The organism is Streptomyces sp. NPDC005648, from assembly GCF_040605395.1.
In the GTDB taxonomy this organism is placed as follows: Bacteria; Actinomycetota; Actinomycetes; order Streptomycetales; family Streptomycetaceae; genus Streptomyces.
Genome location: NZ_JBEXCS010000060.1, coordinates 1 through 15,737 on the forward strand (window position 1 = coordinate 1; position 15,737 = coordinate 15,737).

Consider the following 15,737-nt stretch of genomic DNA (forward strand, 5'->3'; position numbering starts at 1 on the left):
GAGAGCACGCCCAGACGCCGCCCGGCCCGCCCTCCGGGCGGACGACGGGACTTTCGCAACACGCCCTAGGGGACCGTCGTCCGGAAGGTGCGCCGGTAGGCCTGCGGTGAGACGCCGATCGCCGCGTGCAGGTGCTGGCGCAGGGAGGCTCCCGTGGCGAAGCCGACCTGGCCGGCGATCTGGTCGACGGAGAGGTCGCTGGCCTCCAGCAGATGCCGGGCGCGGGCGACGCGCTGCTGGATCAGCCAGCGGCCGGGGCTCATGCCGACCTCGTCGTTGAAGCGGCGGGCGAAGGTGCGCAGGCTCATCCGGGCGTGTCCCGCGAGGTCGGCCAGGGTCAGGGGGTCGTCGAGGCGCTCCAGGGCCCACGCGCGCGTGGCGGCCGTGCTCGCGGCGCCGCTCTCCGGTACCGGCTGCTCGATGTACTGGGCCTGGCCGCCGTCCCGGAACGGGGGGACGACACAGCGCCGGGCCACGGCGTTCGCCAGTTCGCTGCCGTGGTCGGTGCGCACGATGTGCAGACAGACGTCGACACCGGAGGCGGCGCCGGCCGAGGTGAGGATCCGGCCGTCGTCGACGAAGAGGACGTCGGGGTCGAGGTCGACGTGCGGATAGCGGCGCTGGAACGCGTCGGTGACCTGCCAGTGTGTGGTGGCCCTGCGGCCGTCGAGGAGGCCGGCCGCGGCGAGTACGAAGGCGGCGGTGCAGATGGAGACGACACGGGCGTCCGGGCGGATTTGGGCGAGCGCGGCCGCGACCTCGACGGGCAGTTCCACGGGAATGTGCGAGGGCGTCATGGACGCGACCACCACCGTGTCGGCCGTGGCCAGGATCTCGGGCCCGTGCTCCACGCCGATGGTGAAGTCGGCGCAGCTGCGCACCGGTCGCCCGTCGACGCTGCACGTCAGCACCTCGTACCGGCCGTCGGCCGCGCCGAAGATCCGGCTGGGGATGCCCAGCTCGAAGGGGTACACGCCGTCCAGGGCCAGGACGACGACCCGTTCCACCCGCCACTCGTCATGCATGGCATGATTCTATCGAAGGTTGGCAATCGTGCCATTTTCCGGAGCGGCGGACCCCGGCAGGCTGGTTCACCATGAGCGATGTGAACACGATGCGAGCCATCAGCCAGGACGTCCTCGGCGGTCCCGAGGTCCTGCGCGTAGTGGAGTTGGAGCGGCCCCGGCCGCGTACGAACGAGGTGCTGGTCCGGGTGCGGGCGGCCGGCGTCAACCCGACCGACTGGAAGCACCGCGCGACCGGCGGCTTCCTGGGCGAGCCGCCCTTCGTCCTGGGCTGGGACGTCTCCGGCGTGGTCGAGGCGGTCGGGGTGGGTGTCGCCCGCTTCCGCCCCGGCGACGAGGTCTTCGGCATGCTGTCGTACCCGTACGGCCACGGCTCGCACGCGGAGTACGTCACCGGCCCGGCACGCTGGTTCGCGCACAAGCCGGCCTCCGTGGACCATGTCCGGGCGGGGGCGCTGCCGCTGGTGTCGCTGACCGCCTGGCAGGCGCTGGTCGAGTACGCCGACGTGCAGCCGGGGCAGCGGGTGCTGATCCACGCGGCGGCCGGGGGCGTCGGGCATGTGGCCGCGCAGATCGCCAGGGCGCGGGGCGCGTATGTGATCGGCACGGCGAGCGCGGGCAAGCACGAGTTCCTGCGCGGGATCGGGGTCGACGAGACGATCGACTACCGCGAGACGGATTTCGTTGAGGCCGTGAAGGACGTGGACGTCGTCCTGGACACGATCGGCGGCGAGACCTCCACGCGCTCGCTGCGGGTGCTGCGGCCCGGCGGGATCGTCGTGTCGATCCTGCCGGTGGGCGGGCCGGAGTTCGAGGAGGAGGCCGGTCGGCTGGGAGTCAGGGCGCTGCGGATGCTGGTCGACGCCTCACGTTCCGGGATGGAGGCGATCGCGGCGCTGGTGGAGGCGGGGAAGCTGAGCGCCACGATCGCCGGCACCTTCCCGCTGGCCGACGCCGCCGAGGCCCACAGGCTCGGCGACACCGGCCGCACCACGGGGAAGCTGGTCCTGACGGTCGACTGAGTCAGAACGTCAGCACGGGCTTGATCGCCTTGCCCGCGCCCATGTCCCGCACCGCCTGGTCGATGTCCGCGAACGGATAGGTGCTGATCAGGCGGTGCAGCGGGAGCCGCCCGTCCTTCACCAGTCGGACCAGGGACGGGATGAAGGACTGGGTCTCGGCGTCGCCCAGGGTGAGGCCGACGACCTGCTTGCCGCCCAGCAACCCGTTGACGTCCAGGGCGACTTCGGTGCCGAACGGCGGGGCTCCCACGACGACCAGGGTGCCGCGCGCGGCGAGCGCGTCGACGCCCTGGCGCAGCACGGAGACATTGCCCGTGGTCTCCACGATGCCGTCCGCGCCCTGGCCGCCGGTGATCGTGGCGAGGGCCTCACCGAGGTCCTCCTCCCCCGCGTGCACGGTGTGGGTGGCGCCCAGCTCCCGGGCGAGGGAGAGGCGTTCGGCGACGCGGTCGACGGCGACGACGGTCGTGGCGGAGGTCAGCGCGGCGGCCATCACGGCGGACAGCCCCACGGCTCCGGCGCCGAGGACGACGATCGCGCTGCCCGCGACCGGCTTCAGCACGTTCCACACGGCGCCGACGCCGGTCTGGACACCGCAGCCCAGCGGGGCGATCGACTCCAGCGGCACGTCCGCGTCGACCTTGACGAGGCTGCGCTCGTCCACCAGCGCCCGCTCGGCGAACGACGACTGACCGAAGAAGTGGCCGCCGAGCGGGGTGCCGTCCCGGCTGATGGTGCTGCTGCCGTCGGCGCGCCGGCCGCCGATCAGGTTCAGCGGGAGCCAGGTGGCGCAGTAGGCCGGGTGACCGCCGTTGCAGTTGCGGCACTCGCCGCACGAGGTGAAGGACAGCACGACATGGTCGCCGGGCGCGACGCCGGTGACGGCCGAGCCGACCGCCTCGACGACGCCGGCGCCCTCGTGGCCGAGCACGCCGGGCAGCGGGAAGGGCAGGCCGCCGCTCGCGACACCGAGGTCGGTGTGGCACAGGCCGGTCGCCACCATGCGGACCACCGCCTCGTGCGCTCCGGGCTCGTCGAGTTCGACCTCGGCGAGGGTGAAGGGCGCTCCGCCGGACTCGACGACCGCGGCGCGGGTGGTGATGGACATCGTACGAACTCCCTTGGTTCTTGGGCGCGTTGAGGATCTGCCGGAAGGTCAGTCGAGCGAGACGACGACGGACTTGACCTTGGTGTAGGCGGCGAGCGCCTCGGAGCCGTACTCGCGGCCGAAGCCGGAGTCCTTGACACCGCCGAAGGGGACCGCGGGGTCGAGCATGGCCCAGTCGTTGATCCAGACGATGCCCGCCTGGAGGCGGTCGGCGATGCGGTGGGCACGGGCCAGGTTGGTGGTCTGGATGCCCGAAGCCAGGCCGTAGGGAGTGGAGTTGGCGAGCTCGATCGCCTCGTCCTCGGTGTCGAAGGGCTGCACGGTGAGGACGGGGCCGAAGACCTCCTCCTGGACGACCCGGGAGTCGTTCGAGAGGTCGGCGATGACGGTGGGCTTGTAGTAGTAGCCGCCGTCGAGGTCGAGCCGCTCGCCGCCCGCCACGATGCGGCCGCCTTCCTTGCGGGCGAGGTCGACGTACTCCTCGACCTTCTTCAGGTGCTTCTCCCCCGCCATCGGGCCGACGACGGTCTCGGGGTCGCGCGGGTCGCCGACCGGGACGCCGGGCACGGCGTCGGCGAGGATGCCGAGGAGGGTGCTGTACACGGGGCGGGAGACCAGCAGGCGCGGGCCGCCCATGCAGAACTGGCCGGTGTTGAAGACGAACGCCTTGATGATCGCGCCGACCGCCTTCTCCAGGTCGGCGTCCTCGAAGACGATGTGCGCCGCGTTGCCGCCGAGTTCCATGGTGACGGGCTTGAGGGCGTCGCCCGCCACGCTCGCCACATGGCGGCCGATGGCGGTGGAGCCGGTGAAGGCGACCTTGTCGATGCCCCGGTGGCGCAGAAGTGCCTCGCCGGTCACCGGACCGGTGCCGGTGACCACGTTGACCACCCCGTCGGGGACGCCGGCCTTCTGGAACAGACGGGCCATGTAGAGCGCGCTGAGCGGGGTCTCGTCGGCGGGCTTGTGGACCACGGTGTTGCCGGCCGCGAGCGCCGGGCCGATCTTCGAACCGGCGAGGATCAGCGGGAAGTTGAACGGTGTGATCGCGGCGACGACACCGAGCGGCTCCCGCTTGACGTACGCGAGGGCGTTCATGGGGGTGTCGCGGACGGAGCCGTCCAGGGAGTGGGCGAGGGCGGCGAAGTGCTCGTAGTCGTTGGCCGCGTTGGTCACGTCGACGGCGTGGCACAGCGAGATGGGCTTGCCGACGTCCAGGCTCTCCAGACGCGCGATGTCGTCCGCGTTCTCCCGGATCAGGTCGGCGACGCGCTGGAGGATCCGGCCGCGCTCCCGGCCGCTCAGCCCGGACCAGCCGCCGCCGTCGAAGGCCTCCCGTGCCGCGCGCACGGCCGCGTCCACGTCGGCGGCGCCCGCCTCCGCGACGGTGGTGACGACCGCGCCCCGGGACGGGTCGACCACCTCGGTGCGCGCTCCGTCCGCGGCATCGCGCCACTGCCCCCCGATGAACAGCCGTCCGGGTTCGATCTCGAAGGTGGTCATCACCGCTCCTCAGCCTCTTCGCCAAGATTTCAACCAACAGGATTCCTGTTGGTCCGCAGTTTCATTACAGACAGGTTTCCTGTCAATGGTCTACGCTGGATTCATGCTGGACACCCAGGCGACCAAGGCGCCTCCTTCCCTGCTCTACATGGTGAAACAGGTGGAGCTCGTCGTCCGTTCCCACCTGGACGAGCTGGTCAGGCCGTCCGGGATCACAGCGCTGCAGTACACGGCCCTCACCGTGCTGGAGCGGCACGACGGACTGTCGGCCGCCCAGCTCGCCCGGGACTCGTTCGTCACCGCCCAGTCCATCGCCGATCTCGTACGGTCACTGGAGGGGCGCGGACTGGTGCGACGGGAACGCAATCCGCAGAGCCGCCGGGAGCTGCTGATCCTGCTCACCGACGCGGGCCGCGAGCTGCTCCAGCGGCACGCGGAGCCGGTGCGGGAGCTGGAGGAGCGGATGGTCCGGGATCTCACGGCGCACCAGACCGAGCAGTTCCGGCAGTCGCTCACGAAGGCCTGGCACGCGCTGTCGTAAGTGCTTCATCGCAATTCGAAGACATATGTCAATCGAACATGCTCAAATTCACTCTATCGAGGGTAACTTGCAGGGCGGGGCACTGTGGTGCGCCCACTCGGGACCCGGGGGCGTCGGAGAGGGTGGAGGCGATGTCGCAGTGGAGCAGGAACCGGCACCGCTCACCCGGCATCTGCGCGTCCGGCAGGACCGGGGGCACACGGTGCTGGAGTTCCGCGGCGAGATCGACATCGCCGCGGCCTTGGAGATCGCCCCGTATCTGGACCGGGTGACGGCACACCCGGACGTCCGGCTGGTGATCGACCTCCGGCAGGTCGACTTCTTCGACTGCTCCGGGCTGCGCCTGCTCTACCGGGCCCGCGCCCGGCTTCTCGACCAGGACGGTGAGCTGCGGCTCGTCTGCACCCATCCGCTCACCCTGCGCATCATGCGGGTGACCGGGCTGACCCGGCTGCTGCCCGCCCATCCGACACTGGACGCGGCCCTGGGCCAGCCCGAGGCCACGTCCGGCTCCTTATGACCGTCGCCTGAGCACCGCTCGCCGCCCCCTGTCCACCGCTGTGTCTATTCGCTTCGGGCCGCGTCGAACAGGGCGCTGACGGACTCACCGTTGTGAATGCGCCGTACCGCCTCGGCGAGGGCCGGGGCGATGGACAGGACGCGCAGTTTCTCGGTGCGCTCCTCCTCCCGGACGGGCACGGTGTTGGTGCACACGATCTCCAGGACGTCGGGCTGCTCGCCGATCCGCTTGAGCGCCCCGTCCGCGAACAGACCGTGGGTGCACGCCACCCGGATCGAGCGCGGCCCCAGCTCCCGCAGCCGCTCGAGGAGTTCGAGGACCGTGCTGCCCTTGGCGATCTCGTCGTCGAGGATGATGACGTCCCGGCCCGCGACCTCGCCGATCACCGAGCTGATGGAGACCCGGTCGTCCGCGAACCGCTGTTTTGCGCCCGCCGCCACCTGAGCGCCGATCATCCGGGCGAACGCCGCCGCCTCCTTGGCGTTGCCGAGGTCCGGCGAGACGACGGTGGTGCGCGAGAGGTCGTAGCGCCGGAAGTGCGCGGCGAGCTCACGCCGGGCGTGCAGATGGTCGACCGGCACCGAGAAGAAGCCGTGCACCTGCGGCGAGTGCAGGGTCATGGTGAGGACACGGCTCGCGCCCGCCGCCACCATCAGATCGGCGACGAGCCGCCCGCCGAGCGAGATGCGGGGCGCGTCCTTCTTGTCGGAGCGGGCGTAGGAGTAGTGCGGCATGACGACGGCGATCCGCGCCGCCGACGCCCCGCGCGCCGCGTCGCACATCAGCAGCAGTTCGACGAGGTGCTCCTGGACGGGCCGGACCAGCGGCTGGATGAGGAAGACGTCCCGTTCCCGGCAGTTCGCCTCCAGCTGCACCTCCAGGCAGTCGTTGGCGAACCGGCTGACCCGGGTGGGGCTGAGCGGGACACCGAGATGGGCACAGACCTCGGCGGCCAGGTCGGGATGGGCACTGCCGCTGAACACGGAGATGTCTCGCACGATCCGCTCCTCGCATGATCATGGCCGGGGCTTCATGCTACTGACGCGGAAATTCGGTTGCGCCCCGCGACCGCTCCGGCGCCATGATGGCGACGACCGAGTTCCCACGCCTCAGGAGACCTCATGCGCCGACTCCTCGGAATCACCCAGCGCCCCTTCCGGACCGCGATTCCCGAGGACTCGATCCCGCATGCACACCCTGAACATCGGCATTCTCGCCCACGTCGACGCCGGTAAGACCAGCCTCACCGAGCGACTGCTCTTCGACCACGGGGCGATCGACCGGCTCGGCAGCGTCGACGCCGGTGACACCCGTACGGACGACGGGGAGATCGAGCGGCAGCGCGGCATCACCATCCGCTCGGCCGTCGCCACCTTCACCGTCGGCGGCACCCGCGTCAACCTCATCGACACCCCCGGCCACTCCGACTTCATCGCCGAGGTCGAGCGCGCCCTGGAGGTCCTCGACGGCGCGGTGCTGCTGCTGTCCGCCGTGGAGGGCGTACAGGCGCAGACACGGGTGCTGATGCGGACGCTGCGGCGACTGCGTCTGCCCACCCTGGTCTTCGTCAACAAGGTCGACCGGGCGGGTGCCCGCTCCGAGTCCCTGCTCGCCGACATCCGGAGCAGGCTGACCCCGTGCGTCGCCCCGATGTCGGACGTGACCGCCCTCGGCACGCCCGGGGCCCGTGTGACACCCCGCCCGGCCGGCGACCCCCAGCTGGCGGAGGCGCTCGCCGAGGTCGACCCGGACATCCTCGCGGCCCTGGTGGACGGCCCCGAGCCCACACCGGACGACCTGCGCAAGGCGCTGGCCGAGCGCACCGCCGACGGCTCGTTCCACCCCGTCCACTTCGGCTCGGCCCTCGGCGGCCAGGGTGTCACCGCGCTCGTCGACAGCCTGGTCCGGCTGATCCCGCCCGCCCCGGCCACCGCCGGCGGCAAGCCGCGCGGCACGGTGTTCGCCGTACGACCCGGACCGGGCGGCGAGCGGACCGCGTATCTGCGCCTCTACGACGGTGAGGTGACGCCCCGTCAGCGGCTGATCTTCCTGCGGCGTGAGGCCGACGGCCGGACCACCGAGGTCGCCGGACGGGCGAACCGCCTCGAAGTCATCGGTCAGGACGCCACCCTCACCGCCGGGAACATCGCGGCGATCACCGGCGTCGGAGCGGTCCGAGTCGGCGACCGGCTGGGTGAACTCACGGACCGCACAGCGCAGTTCGCCCCTCCGACGCTGGAGACACTGGTCCGCTCCCGCCGCCCGGGCCAGGCCGCGCCGCTGCGCAGGGCCCTGCTCACCCTCGCCGACCAGGATCCGCTGATCCACGCCCGGCCCGCCGCCGGAGGCGCCACGACACTGCTGCTGTACGGCGAGGTCCAGATGGAGGTGCTCGCGGCGACGCTCGCACAGGACTTCGGCATCGAGGCGGACTTCGAGCCGGGGCGGGTGCGGTTCCTGGAGCGTCCGCGCGGGACGGGCGAGGCCGGCGCGGAGATGCCGTGGCACCTCGGCACCCGCTACTGGGCGACGATCGGACTGCGCGTCGAGCCCGGACCGCGGGATTCCGGTGGGGTGTTCACCCACGAGACGGAACTCGGCGCCCTGCCCCGCGCCTTCCACCAGGCCGTCGAGGAGACCGTGCACACGAGCATGCTGAGCGGGCTGTCCGGTGCGCCGGTGACGGACTACCGGGTCACGCTGACCCGGTCCGGCTTCGACTCCGTCCTGAGCACCGCCGCCCACTTCCGCGGGCTGACACCGGTCGTGCTGCGCCAAGCCCTGGAGCGGGCGAGAACCAGGCTCTACGAGCCCTACCACGCCTTCGAGACGGAGCTCCCGCTCGACTCGCTCACCCCGGTGACGGCTCAACTCGCGTCCTTCGGCGCGGAGTTCACCGGCACCACGGGCGGGCCGACCGGCTGGCTGGTCACCGGAGAGCTGCCCGCCCGCCGGGTGCGCGAGGTCGAACTGCGGCTGCCCGGGCTCACACACGGCGAGGGGGTGTGGTGGTCGCGGCCGTCGGGCGACCGTGAACTGCGGCCTCACTAGCGGCTGTTCACCTCACTCACCGACGGGCGTTCACCAGGACACCGGCAGCCGCTTCGGGCTTCGTGTCATCTGGCCCTCCCGCCATTCGATCGTCTCGGGTGTGAACTCGGCCCGCAGGCCGGGGAAACGGGCGGCGAGGCGGTGCAGGGCCAGGCCGAGTTCGAGGCGGGCGAGCCAGGCGCCGAGGCAGTGGTGGGGTCCGGCGCCGAAGATCACGGTCGGTGAGGTCAGCGGGGCGAAGGGGTCCGGCGGTCCGGGCGGGAAGACGGCGGGATCACGGCTGGCGGAGCCGGTCTGCGCGGCGACCACGCTGCCGGCCGGGATGGTCACCCCACCGACCTCGGTGTCCTCGACGGCCCGGCGGATCAGGCCGGGCAGCACCCGGCCCTCGCTGAGCGGAACGGCACGCAAGAGCTGTTCGGCGGCTCCGGCGGCCGTCTCCTCGTCGGTCGCGAGTGGGGACCAGGCGTCCCGTGCGTCGGTGAGGAGGTAGACGACGAGGTTGCCGAGGGCCGTCATGGTCGTCTCGTGCCCGGCCACGACCAGCCCGATCGCCAGCCGCACCAGCTGCCGCTCATCGATGTCGAGCCCGTCGGCGGCCGCCACCAGACCGCTGACCAGGTCGTCTCCGGGATTCTTGCGCCGCTCGGCGATCAGCTCGGCGCCGAACGCCCCGAACTCACCCATGGCGGCGACGACCTCCTCACGGGTGTGCGCGCCGCCCGACAGGGCGTGGTCGGCCCAGTGGCGGATGCGTTCGCGGTCCAGGTCGTCCAGGCCCATCAGCCGGCAGATCACCGAGACGGGCAGCGGGCGGGTGAACCCCTCGATGATGTCCGCGGGTCGCTCCTGCCCGGCGAAGTCGTCGAGGAGCGTGTCGACGACCGAGGCCACCCAGGGCCGCCAGCGGGAGATCGCGCGCGGGGTGAAGGCCCGCTGCACGGTGGAGCGCAGCCGTTGATGCGGCTCGCCGTCCAGGTTGACCATCCCGTTCGGGTCGTCCAGCAGGTTCGGTACGACGAACAGCGGCGGGGCGTCCGGCGCGTGCAGGGAGCCGCGGTCGAAGCGGGGGTCCATGAGCACCTGACGCACCTCGGCGTACCTGGTCACGAGCCAGACCGGGGTGCCGGTGGCGAGGACGGCGGGCCGGGGCGGGCCCGGCTGCGGGAGGTCGAGGCGGTGCATGGGGCAGCGGGCGGGGGACGTGCTGTCAGTACTCATCCGGGGCTCCTGGCGTGCCGGTACGGACGGTTCTCCCACGCTAGTGCGCCCCGCCCTCGCCGGCAGAGGCATCAATCGGCCAACGCGGCGGTCTGTAAAGGAGTTTGGCGGGCATGGGTAAGGGATGGAAAGGAGGACCCTCGCCATGACGACTCCCCTCAGGCGCGCGTCCAGGCGCATGCCAGGCTGGGCCAAGGCGGTGAGCGCCGTCGTGCTGGTGCTCGTGGTGTTCTTCGCCGGGATCCGGCTGAGCGTGCTGCCGGGCCTGAAGGACCTGTTGGGCACCCAGACGCACGACCGCTCGGGCCCCGCACTGCTCCAGTCCATCCAGGACATGAGCCGTTACGACGCCGCCTCCGGCAACTTCCAGGTCGTCGTGGACCTGGAGAAGGACACCAAGTACCTGCCCGACGCGATCCGCGGCTCCCGTGTCCTGTACGTGGGGGCGGGCACCGTGGACGCCTACGTCGACCTGGGCAAGGTCGGCGAGGACGATGTGACGGTCAACGGCGACCGCACGTCCGCCACGCTCCGGCTGCCGCACGCGGCCCTCGGCAAGCCGGCCCTCGACCCGGACCGCTCCTACGCGGTCTCCAAGCAGCGCGGTCTGCTCGACCGCCTCGGCGACTTCTTCTCCGACAACCCGAACAACGAGCAGGCCGTGCAGAAGCTCGCCGTGAAGCACATCGGCGAGGCGGCCAAGGACAGCGGGCTGACCAAGCGGGCCGAGACCAACACCACCGACATGCTCGAAGGCCTGCTGCACTCCCTCGGCTTCAAGGAGGTGCAGGTCACCTACGGCGGCTGATCAGCTGCCCAGGACCCCCGGCAGAGCGAGCGCCCCGAACAACACGGCGCCGACCAGCAGCCAGGCCACATAGTCCCCGACGTGCCCGGACTGCAGGCGCCGCAGCGGCAGCGCCCGGTCCGGGGCGGCGAGCAGCCCCGGCCGGGTGACGGCGAGCGCGGCCAGGCCGACGGCGAGGACCGTGGAGAGGAGCCCCAGCAGCACGCCGGCCGGGGTCCACCCCACGGAGCCGGTCACACCGGCCGAGGCCGCTTCGCCGACGGAGCGCGCGACCGCGTCGGCGAAGCCCGGGACCACCCCGACGGCGAGGGCGGCGACGAGCAGCACGGCGGGCACCACCGTCATGGTGTCCGGAACCCGGCTGATCCGGTGTCCGGTCTCGGGCTGCTGGCCGGAGCCGGTGGTCTCGTACCCGGCGTGGTCGGGGGGCTTGGGGCCGAGCCCGAGGAAGACACGCGCGGCGACCCGCAGCACGGCTGCCCCGGTCACCGCTCCGGCGACGACGTACAGCACGGCGAGCGGAACACCGACGGCCTCCTCGGTGACGGCCTTTCCCAGCGAGGTGCCGAACGGGGGCAGCCCGGCGAGTGCGAGTGCCCCGACCACGTACATGACGGCGACGGGCCGCAGTTTCCGGGCTCTGCCGTGCAGGGCGTGCTCGTCGACGCTGCCGTAGCGGTCCAGGAGGATCCCGGTGCAGGCGAAGAGGGCGGCCTTCACTCCGGCGTGTCCGAGGATGTACAGCGCGATCCCGTCGTCGGCCTCCGGCTTGAGCACACCGAGACCGATGAGGAACAGCCCCGTGTGGGCGACCGTGGAGCAGGCGAGCAGCCGTTTGATGTGCCGCTGGTACCAGCACATGAGAGCGCCGATGACGGCCGTCAGCACGCCGAGCACCACCAGCGCCCGCTCGAAGTCCGGGGCGGGCACACCGCCGGGTCCGGCGAAGACGGTGCCGTAGACCCGCCAGACGCCGTACGCGCCGAGTTCGACCATGACGCCGGACAGCAGCATGCACACCGGCGTGGGGGCGACGGCGTGGGCGTCGGGCAGCCAGAGGTGGAAGGGCACCGCGGCCGCCTTGACCAGCAGGGCGGTCAGGACGAGGACGAAGCCGGCGAGGGTCAGCGCGTCGGGTCCGCCGTGCGCGTCGAGGCCCCGGCCGATCTGGGTCAGGGCCAGCTCGCCGGTGCGCGCGTACAGCAGTCCGATGCCCATCAGCATGGCGTACGCGCCCAGCGAGTTGACGACGGCGAAGGTCAGGGCGCCCTGCACGGCCTTGGCCTCCTCGACGCGGGTGCCGGTCAGGGCGTAGGCGGTGACGCTCATCAGCTCGAACCAGACGAACATGTTGAACAGGTCGCCCGCGATCGCGAAGCCGCACATACCGCCCTGGAAGAGCAGCAGCAGCGCCGGGAAGGAGCCCGCGTGCCGGCGCGGCGGCTCGTCGAAGTAGTGCCAGGAGTACGTCAGCGCCGCCAGCGTCAGCAGCGAGGCGAGCGCCGCCATGCCGAGGCCCGGTCCGTCGCCGACCAGGACGATGCCGACGCTCCTGCCGTTCCTGGGTGTCCAGCCGCCCACCCACTCGGTCATCGGCGGCGAGGAGTTCAGCAGCAGCGCGATCGCGAGGCCGGCCGTGGCGGCGGAGACGGCGCAGCCGGCGGACTCGGCCGCGACCCGGGGCAGCCGGCGGCCGCAGGCGACCAGGAGGGCGGCCCCGAGGAGGGGGACGGCGACGAGGAGCGGCAGCAGGTCGTTCATCAGCCGCGCAGCTCGGAGAGTTCGTCGGGGTCGACGGTGCCGTGGCGCTTGGAGATCTGCATGACCAGGGCGAGGAGCAGCGCCGTGACGGTGGCGCCCACGACGACGTCGGTGAGGGTGAGCGCCTGCACGACCGGGTCGACGACCGGCCGGGACCCCGGCTTGACGTCGGAGAACACCGGTGCGGTGGCGCCGTCGCGGTAGCCGACGGCGAGCAGCAGGACGTAGGTGCCGGCCTGGCAGACCGAGAGGCAGCCGACGGCGTGGATCAGGTTGCGGCTGGTGGCGAGGCCGTAGCAGCCGACCAGGAAGACCCAGGCGGCCACCAGGTAGGGCAGCACGTTCAGCACGTGGTTCATGTCCCGCTCTTCTCCTCGATCTCGACGGCCTGGTCCAGGAAGCGGGCGAGCAGTACGACGACCGCGCAGGCGACCTCCATGCCGATGGCCGCGTTCAGCAGGGGGACGGTGCCGCCGGAGGAGAGGGTGTTGAAGGTGCCGTACGGCAGGAGTGTGTTGGCGAGGAAGGCGGTGGCGCCGATGAGTCCGGCGAGGCCGGTGACGAGGTAGGCGGAGGCGGCCAGGGCGTCGCCGACCTCGTAGGCGCCGATCGGTCGCACGCGTTCCAGGGCGCGGTAGTCGGCGCCCAGGTAGAGCAGGTGCAGGGCGGTCGCGGCGACGACACCGCCCTGGAAGCCGCCACCCGGGCTGAGCTGGCCGTGGGCGACGATGTAGAGGCCGCTGAGCAGGGCGACGGGGAGGACGACGAGGGCGTAGCGGCGGACCGGGCGGGCGACCTCGGCGGGTTCGGGGCGCGCGCGGTGCTCGTCGCGGGTCTGGCGCAGCAGGACCACACAGCCGAGGACGGCGGCGAACAGGATGGTCATCTCGCCGAGGGTGTCGAAGGCGCGCTGGTCGAAGTTGACCGAGGAGACGGTGTTGGCGGTGTGCCGGGCCAGGGAGGCGCGGACCGCCCGGTCTCCGTACGGGTGCCGGTCGCCGCCGAAGTGCGGCAGCTTCAGGCACGCGGCGGTGAGGAGGGCGGCGAGGCCGGCGCCCGCCACCAGCAGGAGCCACGTCCGCAGGCGCCGGGTCATCGTTCGCGCTCCTTGCCCTGGCCGCGCCGTCTGACCTTGCGGACGGCGAGCATGAGCAGCAGCGGGGTCAGCGCGGAGCCGACGGCCAGCTGGGACAGGCCGACGTCGGGGGCCTGCAACACGGTGAACAGGACGGCGAGGACGACGCCCAGGACGGCCAGGACGAGGGCCTGGCGCACGGGGTCGCGGGTCGCGACCGCCATGGTCGCCGCGGCCGCGACCAGCAGCAGCGCGACGACGATCGACACGTCAGCCATGGGACCCTCCCCCGAATCCGCCGGACAGGGCGCGCGAGGCGAGAAGGTTTCCGCTGATCAGCAGCGCCCCGATCACCAGGAGCTTGACCATGGCGCGGCTCGGCCCGGTGGCCACGCACAGCGCGATCACGGCGACGGCGCCGAGGCCGGCGACCGTCCAGGTCGCCCCCCGGGCGCGCGGCGGGTCCTCGGCGAGTTCGTCGGCGAGCAGCCGGGCGAAGACCAGGGTGCCGACCGGGCCGAGCAGGGCGAGAACGAGGCCGAGGTCGACGTAGGACGGGCGACCGTAGGCCTGGGAGAGGAGCAGCAGACCGGGGCAGGCGAGAGCGGTGGACAGGTTCTGGGCGACCACCCGGCGCCGCAGCGGACCGGTGGTCACACCCCACAGGGCGGTGCCCAGCCCGCCGCCCAGCAGGACGGTCGCGGCCGCCGTCCAGCCGTTCACCGGCCGGTCACCGCCCGTCGCGCGGCCGCCGCGGCGAGGGCGCCCGCACCGGCGGCGGCCGTGCCGACCACGCGCTCCAGGGTGTCGACGGTGCTGATGAGGACCAGCCACAGCAGGGCCAGCCCGACCCACCAGGCCAGCACCTCGGCCGTGGCGAGGAGTGCCGTACGCCGGTTCACGGGCCACCTCCTCTCACCGCCCGGAGTGCCCAGGCAGCGGGAAGGGAAACGGCGGTGCCGCTGCGGCCGGAACGGCACCGCGGCGGCATCCTCGGCGGCTGAGCGGGTAACCGCCCTACAACGCAGGGAAGTTGAAGACTGGAGGACCGGGATGGCCCGTGCAGCCGTGCGACCGCGCTCAGCGTTTCGCCTGCGTACGACCAAGACCGAGAAAACGGGCAAGACGGGGAAACCCGCGGCGAACGGGAAGAGCGAGAAGAGCCGGAAGAACGAGAAGGTCGAGAAGGTCGAGAAGGTCCAGAAGAACGAGAAGAAGCGCTGGGTGACCGCGAAGGCCTGGAGGAACGCCGGGTCCGGGAAGGGCGCGGAGGCCAAAAAGGCCGGGCGCGGCTCGCGGCCGGCCCCTCGTGAGCGGCATGTGCTGCCCCTGCCGCTCCGGCTGCTGGCGATGCTGTGCGCCTTCGGGTTCATGGTGGCGTTCGCCGTGGTGCTGGCGAAACTGACCCTGGAGCCCTCCCCCGCGTCGGTGTCGATGGCGCACACCAATCTGCATCCGGGCACCACCCTGCGCGCCTACCTGGATCAGCCGGGTCTGCGGGACGCCGTGAAGCAGATCGGCGGGAACGTGGTCCTCGGCATCCCGTTCGGCGTCCTGGTGCCCGTCCTCGCGCCGCGGGCGCGCGGGCTGCTGCGGGTGCTGCTGCTGACCGCCGTGGTGATGCTGATGGTGGAGTTCGCCCAGGGGGCGCTGGTCGAGGGACGCGCCTTCGACATCGACGACGTCATCCTCAACACCACGGGCGCGCTGATCGGCTATGTGCTGGTGGGGCGCCGGCTGTACCGGGCGGTACACGCGAAGGAACGCGTGCGGCCCAGGACCACGAGGAGGACGACGGGGGGCTAGGGCGCAACACGCCCTAGCGCAGCTTCCAGGTGAACTTGTCGCCGCCCACCCAGCGCACCGTGTCCGGGTCGTCCAGGTCGTGGACGGTGATGCCGAACGCGGCGGCGGCCTCCAGGACGTCGGTGACCGCCTTGGCCTCGCCGACCACTTCGCCGTCGATCTCCACGATCCGGAACGGCGGCGTGCCCGGCTGCACTCCGAGCACCATGATCCGCGGGTGGGCGATGTAGGGAGCTGCTTGTTCGGTCATGCAATAGAGCGTAGGACGCATTCGGTCCGGGTGGCTCGGGCGGTTC

General features: G+C 72.0%; 18 protein-coding genes. 6 read left to right on the forward strand and 12 right to left on the reverse strand.

What is annotated here, in order from left to right:
- Positions 1 to 65: 65 nt before the first annotated feature.
- Positions 66 to 1,025 carry a helix-turn-helix domain-containing protein gene (locus ABZT17_RS29250; RefSeq protein WP_356352995.1) on the reverse strand — a complete coding sequence of 320 codons (960 nt, stop codon included), beginning with the start codon at positions 1,023 to 1,025 and terminating at the stop codon, positions 66 to 68.
- Between the two features lie 71 nt (positions 1,026 to 1,096).
- Between ABZT17_RS29250 and ABZT17_RS29255 the strand changes: the two genes are divergently transcribed.
- Positions 1,097 to 2,047: an NADP-dependent oxidoreductase gene (locus ABZT17_RS29255; RefSeq protein ID WP_356352997.1), complete on the forward strand. Its 951-nt coding sequence runs from the start codon at positions 1,097 to 1,099 to the stop codon at positions 2,045 to 2,047.
- Between the two features lies 1 nt (position 2,048).
- Here ABZT17_RS29255 and ABZT17_RS29260 read toward each other — a convergent pair whose 3' ends face one another.
- Together ABZT17_RS29260 and ABZT17_RS29265 are read right to left on the reverse strand one after the other, a co-directional pair.
- Entirely contained in the window at positions 2,049 to 3,155 is a 1,107-nt protein-coding gene (locus tag ABZT17_RS29260; protein ID WP_356352999.1) for an NAD(P)-dependent alcohol dehydrogenase, read from the reverse strand.
- A gap of 48 nt (positions 3,156 to 3,203) precedes the next feature.
- On the reverse strand, positions 3,204 to 4,658 hold the full coding sequence (locus ABZT17_RS29265; protein ID WP_356353001.1) for an aldehyde dehydrogenase family protein: 1,455 nt from the start codon (positions 4,656 to 4,658) through the stop codon (positions 3,204 to 3,206).
- Between the two features lie 103 nt (positions 4,659 to 4,761).
- On the opposite strand from ABZT17_RS29265, the gene ABZT17_RS29270 reads away from it, so the two are divergent.
- Positions 4,762 to 5,199, forward strand: coding sequence for a MarR family transcriptional regulator (locus ABZT17_RS29270; RefSeq protein ID WP_356353003.1), 438 nt, complete (start codon positions 4,762 to 4,764; stop codon positions 5,197 to 5,199).
- Positions 5,200 to 5,338: 139 nt separating this feature from the next.
- Positions 5,339 to 5,719, forward strand: a complete 381-nt coding sequence (locus ABZT17_RS29275) for an anti-sigma factor antagonist (protein WP_356353005.1) — start codon at positions 5,339 to 5,341, stop codon at positions 5,717 to 5,719.
- Between the two features lie 44 nt (positions 5,720 to 5,763).
- Here ABZT17_RS29275 and ABZT17_RS29280 read toward each other — a convergent pair whose 3' ends face one another.
- Positions 5,764 to 6,717: a ribose-phosphate pyrophosphokinase gene (locus ABZT17_RS29280; protein WP_356353007.1), complete on the reverse strand. Its 954-nt coding sequence runs from the start codon at positions 6,715 to 6,717 to the stop codon at positions 5,764 to 5,766.
- 190 nt (positions 6,718 to 6,907) lie between these two features.
- Between ABZT17_RS29280 and otr(A) the strand changes: the two genes are divergently transcribed.
- Positions 6,908 to 8,770 carry a tetracycline resistance ribosomal protection protein Otr(A) gene (otr(A), locus tag ABZT17_RS29285; RefSeq protein WP_356353009.1) on the forward strand — a complete coding sequence of 621 codons (1,863 nt, stop codon included), beginning with the start codon at positions 6,908 to 6,910 and terminating at the stop codon, positions 8,768 to 8,770.
- A gap of 30 nt (positions 8,771 to 8,800) precedes the next feature.
- Here the strand turns inward: otr(A) and ABZT17_RS29290 are convergent, their stop codons facing one another.
- Complete coding sequence (locus ABZT17_RS29290; RefSeq protein ID WP_356353011.1) at positions 8,801 to 9,991, reverse strand: cytochrome P450; 1,191 nt, start codon at positions 9,989 to 9,991, stop codon at positions 8,801 to 8,803.
- Positions 9,992 to 10,136: 145 nt separating this feature from the next.
- On the opposite strand from ABZT17_RS29290, the gene ABZT17_RS29295 reads away from it, so the two are divergent.
- Entirely contained in the window at positions 10,137 to 10,799 is a 663-nt protein-coding gene (locus ABZT17_RS29295) for a DUF4230 domain-containing protein (protein ID WP_356353013.1), read from the forward strand.
- Here ABZT17_RS29295 and ABZT17_RS29300 read toward each other — a convergent pair whose 3' ends face one another.
- Genes ABZT17_RS29300 through ABZT17_RS29325 form a run of 6 tightly spaced genes read right to left on the reverse strand, consistent with a single transcriptional unit; the run spans position 10,800 to position 14,537 of the window.
- The gene (locus ABZT17_RS29300; protein WP_356353015.1) at positions 10,800 to 12,560 is read right to left on the reverse strand and encodes a complex I subunit 5 family protein; all 1,761 of its coding nucleotides are present in this window, start codon (positions 12,558 to 12,560) and stop codon (positions 10,800 to 10,802) included.
- Entirely contained in the window at positions 12,560 to 12,919 is a 360-nt protein-coding gene (locus ABZT17_RS29305; protein ID WP_356353017.1) for a cation:proton antiporter subunit C, read from the reverse strand. The genes ABZT17_RS29300 and ABZT17_RS29305 overlap by 1 nt, the downstream gene beginning before the upstream one ends.
- Positions 12,916 to 13,656: a hydrogen gas-evolving membrane-bound hydrogenase subunit E gene (mbhE, locus tag ABZT17_RS29310; protein WP_356353019.1), complete on the reverse strand. Its 741-nt coding sequence runs from the start codon at positions 13,654 to 13,656 to the stop codon at positions 12,916 to 12,918. Before mbhE ends, ABZT17_RS29305 begins: the two co-directional genes overlap by 4 nt.
- Positions 13,653 to 13,913, reverse strand: a complete 261-nt coding sequence (locus ABZT17_RS29315) for a hydrogenase subunit MbhD domain-containing protein (protein ID WP_356353021.1) — start codon at positions 13,911 to 13,913, stop codon at positions 13,653 to 13,655. The genes mbhE and ABZT17_RS29315 overlap by 4 nt, the downstream gene beginning before the upstream one ends.
- The gene (locus ABZT17_RS29320; protein ID WP_356353023.1) at positions 13,906 to 14,358 is read right to left on the reverse strand and encodes an MrpF/PhaF family protein; all 453 of its coding nucleotides are present in this window, start codon (positions 14,356 to 14,358) and stop codon (positions 13,906 to 13,908) included. The genes ABZT17_RS29315 and ABZT17_RS29320 overlap by 8 nt, the downstream gene beginning before the upstream one ends.
- Positions 14,355 to 14,537, reverse strand: a complete 183-nt coding sequence (locus ABZT17_RS29325) for a hypothetical protein (protein WP_356353025.1) — start codon at positions 14,535 to 14,537, stop codon at positions 14,355 to 14,357. The genes ABZT17_RS29320 and ABZT17_RS29325 overlap by 4 nt, the downstream gene beginning before the upstream one ends.
- A 418-nt stretch (positions 14,538 to 14,955) precedes the next feature.
- Between ABZT17_RS29325 and ABZT17_RS29330 the strand changes: the two genes are divergently transcribed.
- Positions 14,956 to 15,441 carry a VanZ family protein gene (locus ABZT17_RS29330; protein WP_356353092.1) on the forward strand — a complete coding sequence of 162 codons (486 nt, stop codon included), beginning with the start codon at positions 14,956 to 14,958 and terminating at the stop codon, positions 15,439 to 15,441.
- 13 nt (positions 15,442 to 15,454) lie between these two features.
- Here ABZT17_RS29330 and ABZT17_RS29335 read toward each other — a convergent pair whose 3' ends face one another.
- Complete coding sequence (locus tag ABZT17_RS29335; RefSeq protein WP_356353027.1) at positions 15,455 to 15,691, reverse strand: hypothetical protein; 237 nt, start codon at positions 15,689 to 15,691, stop codon at positions 15,455 to 15,457.
- Positions 15,692 to 15,737: the final 46 nt, after the last annotated feature.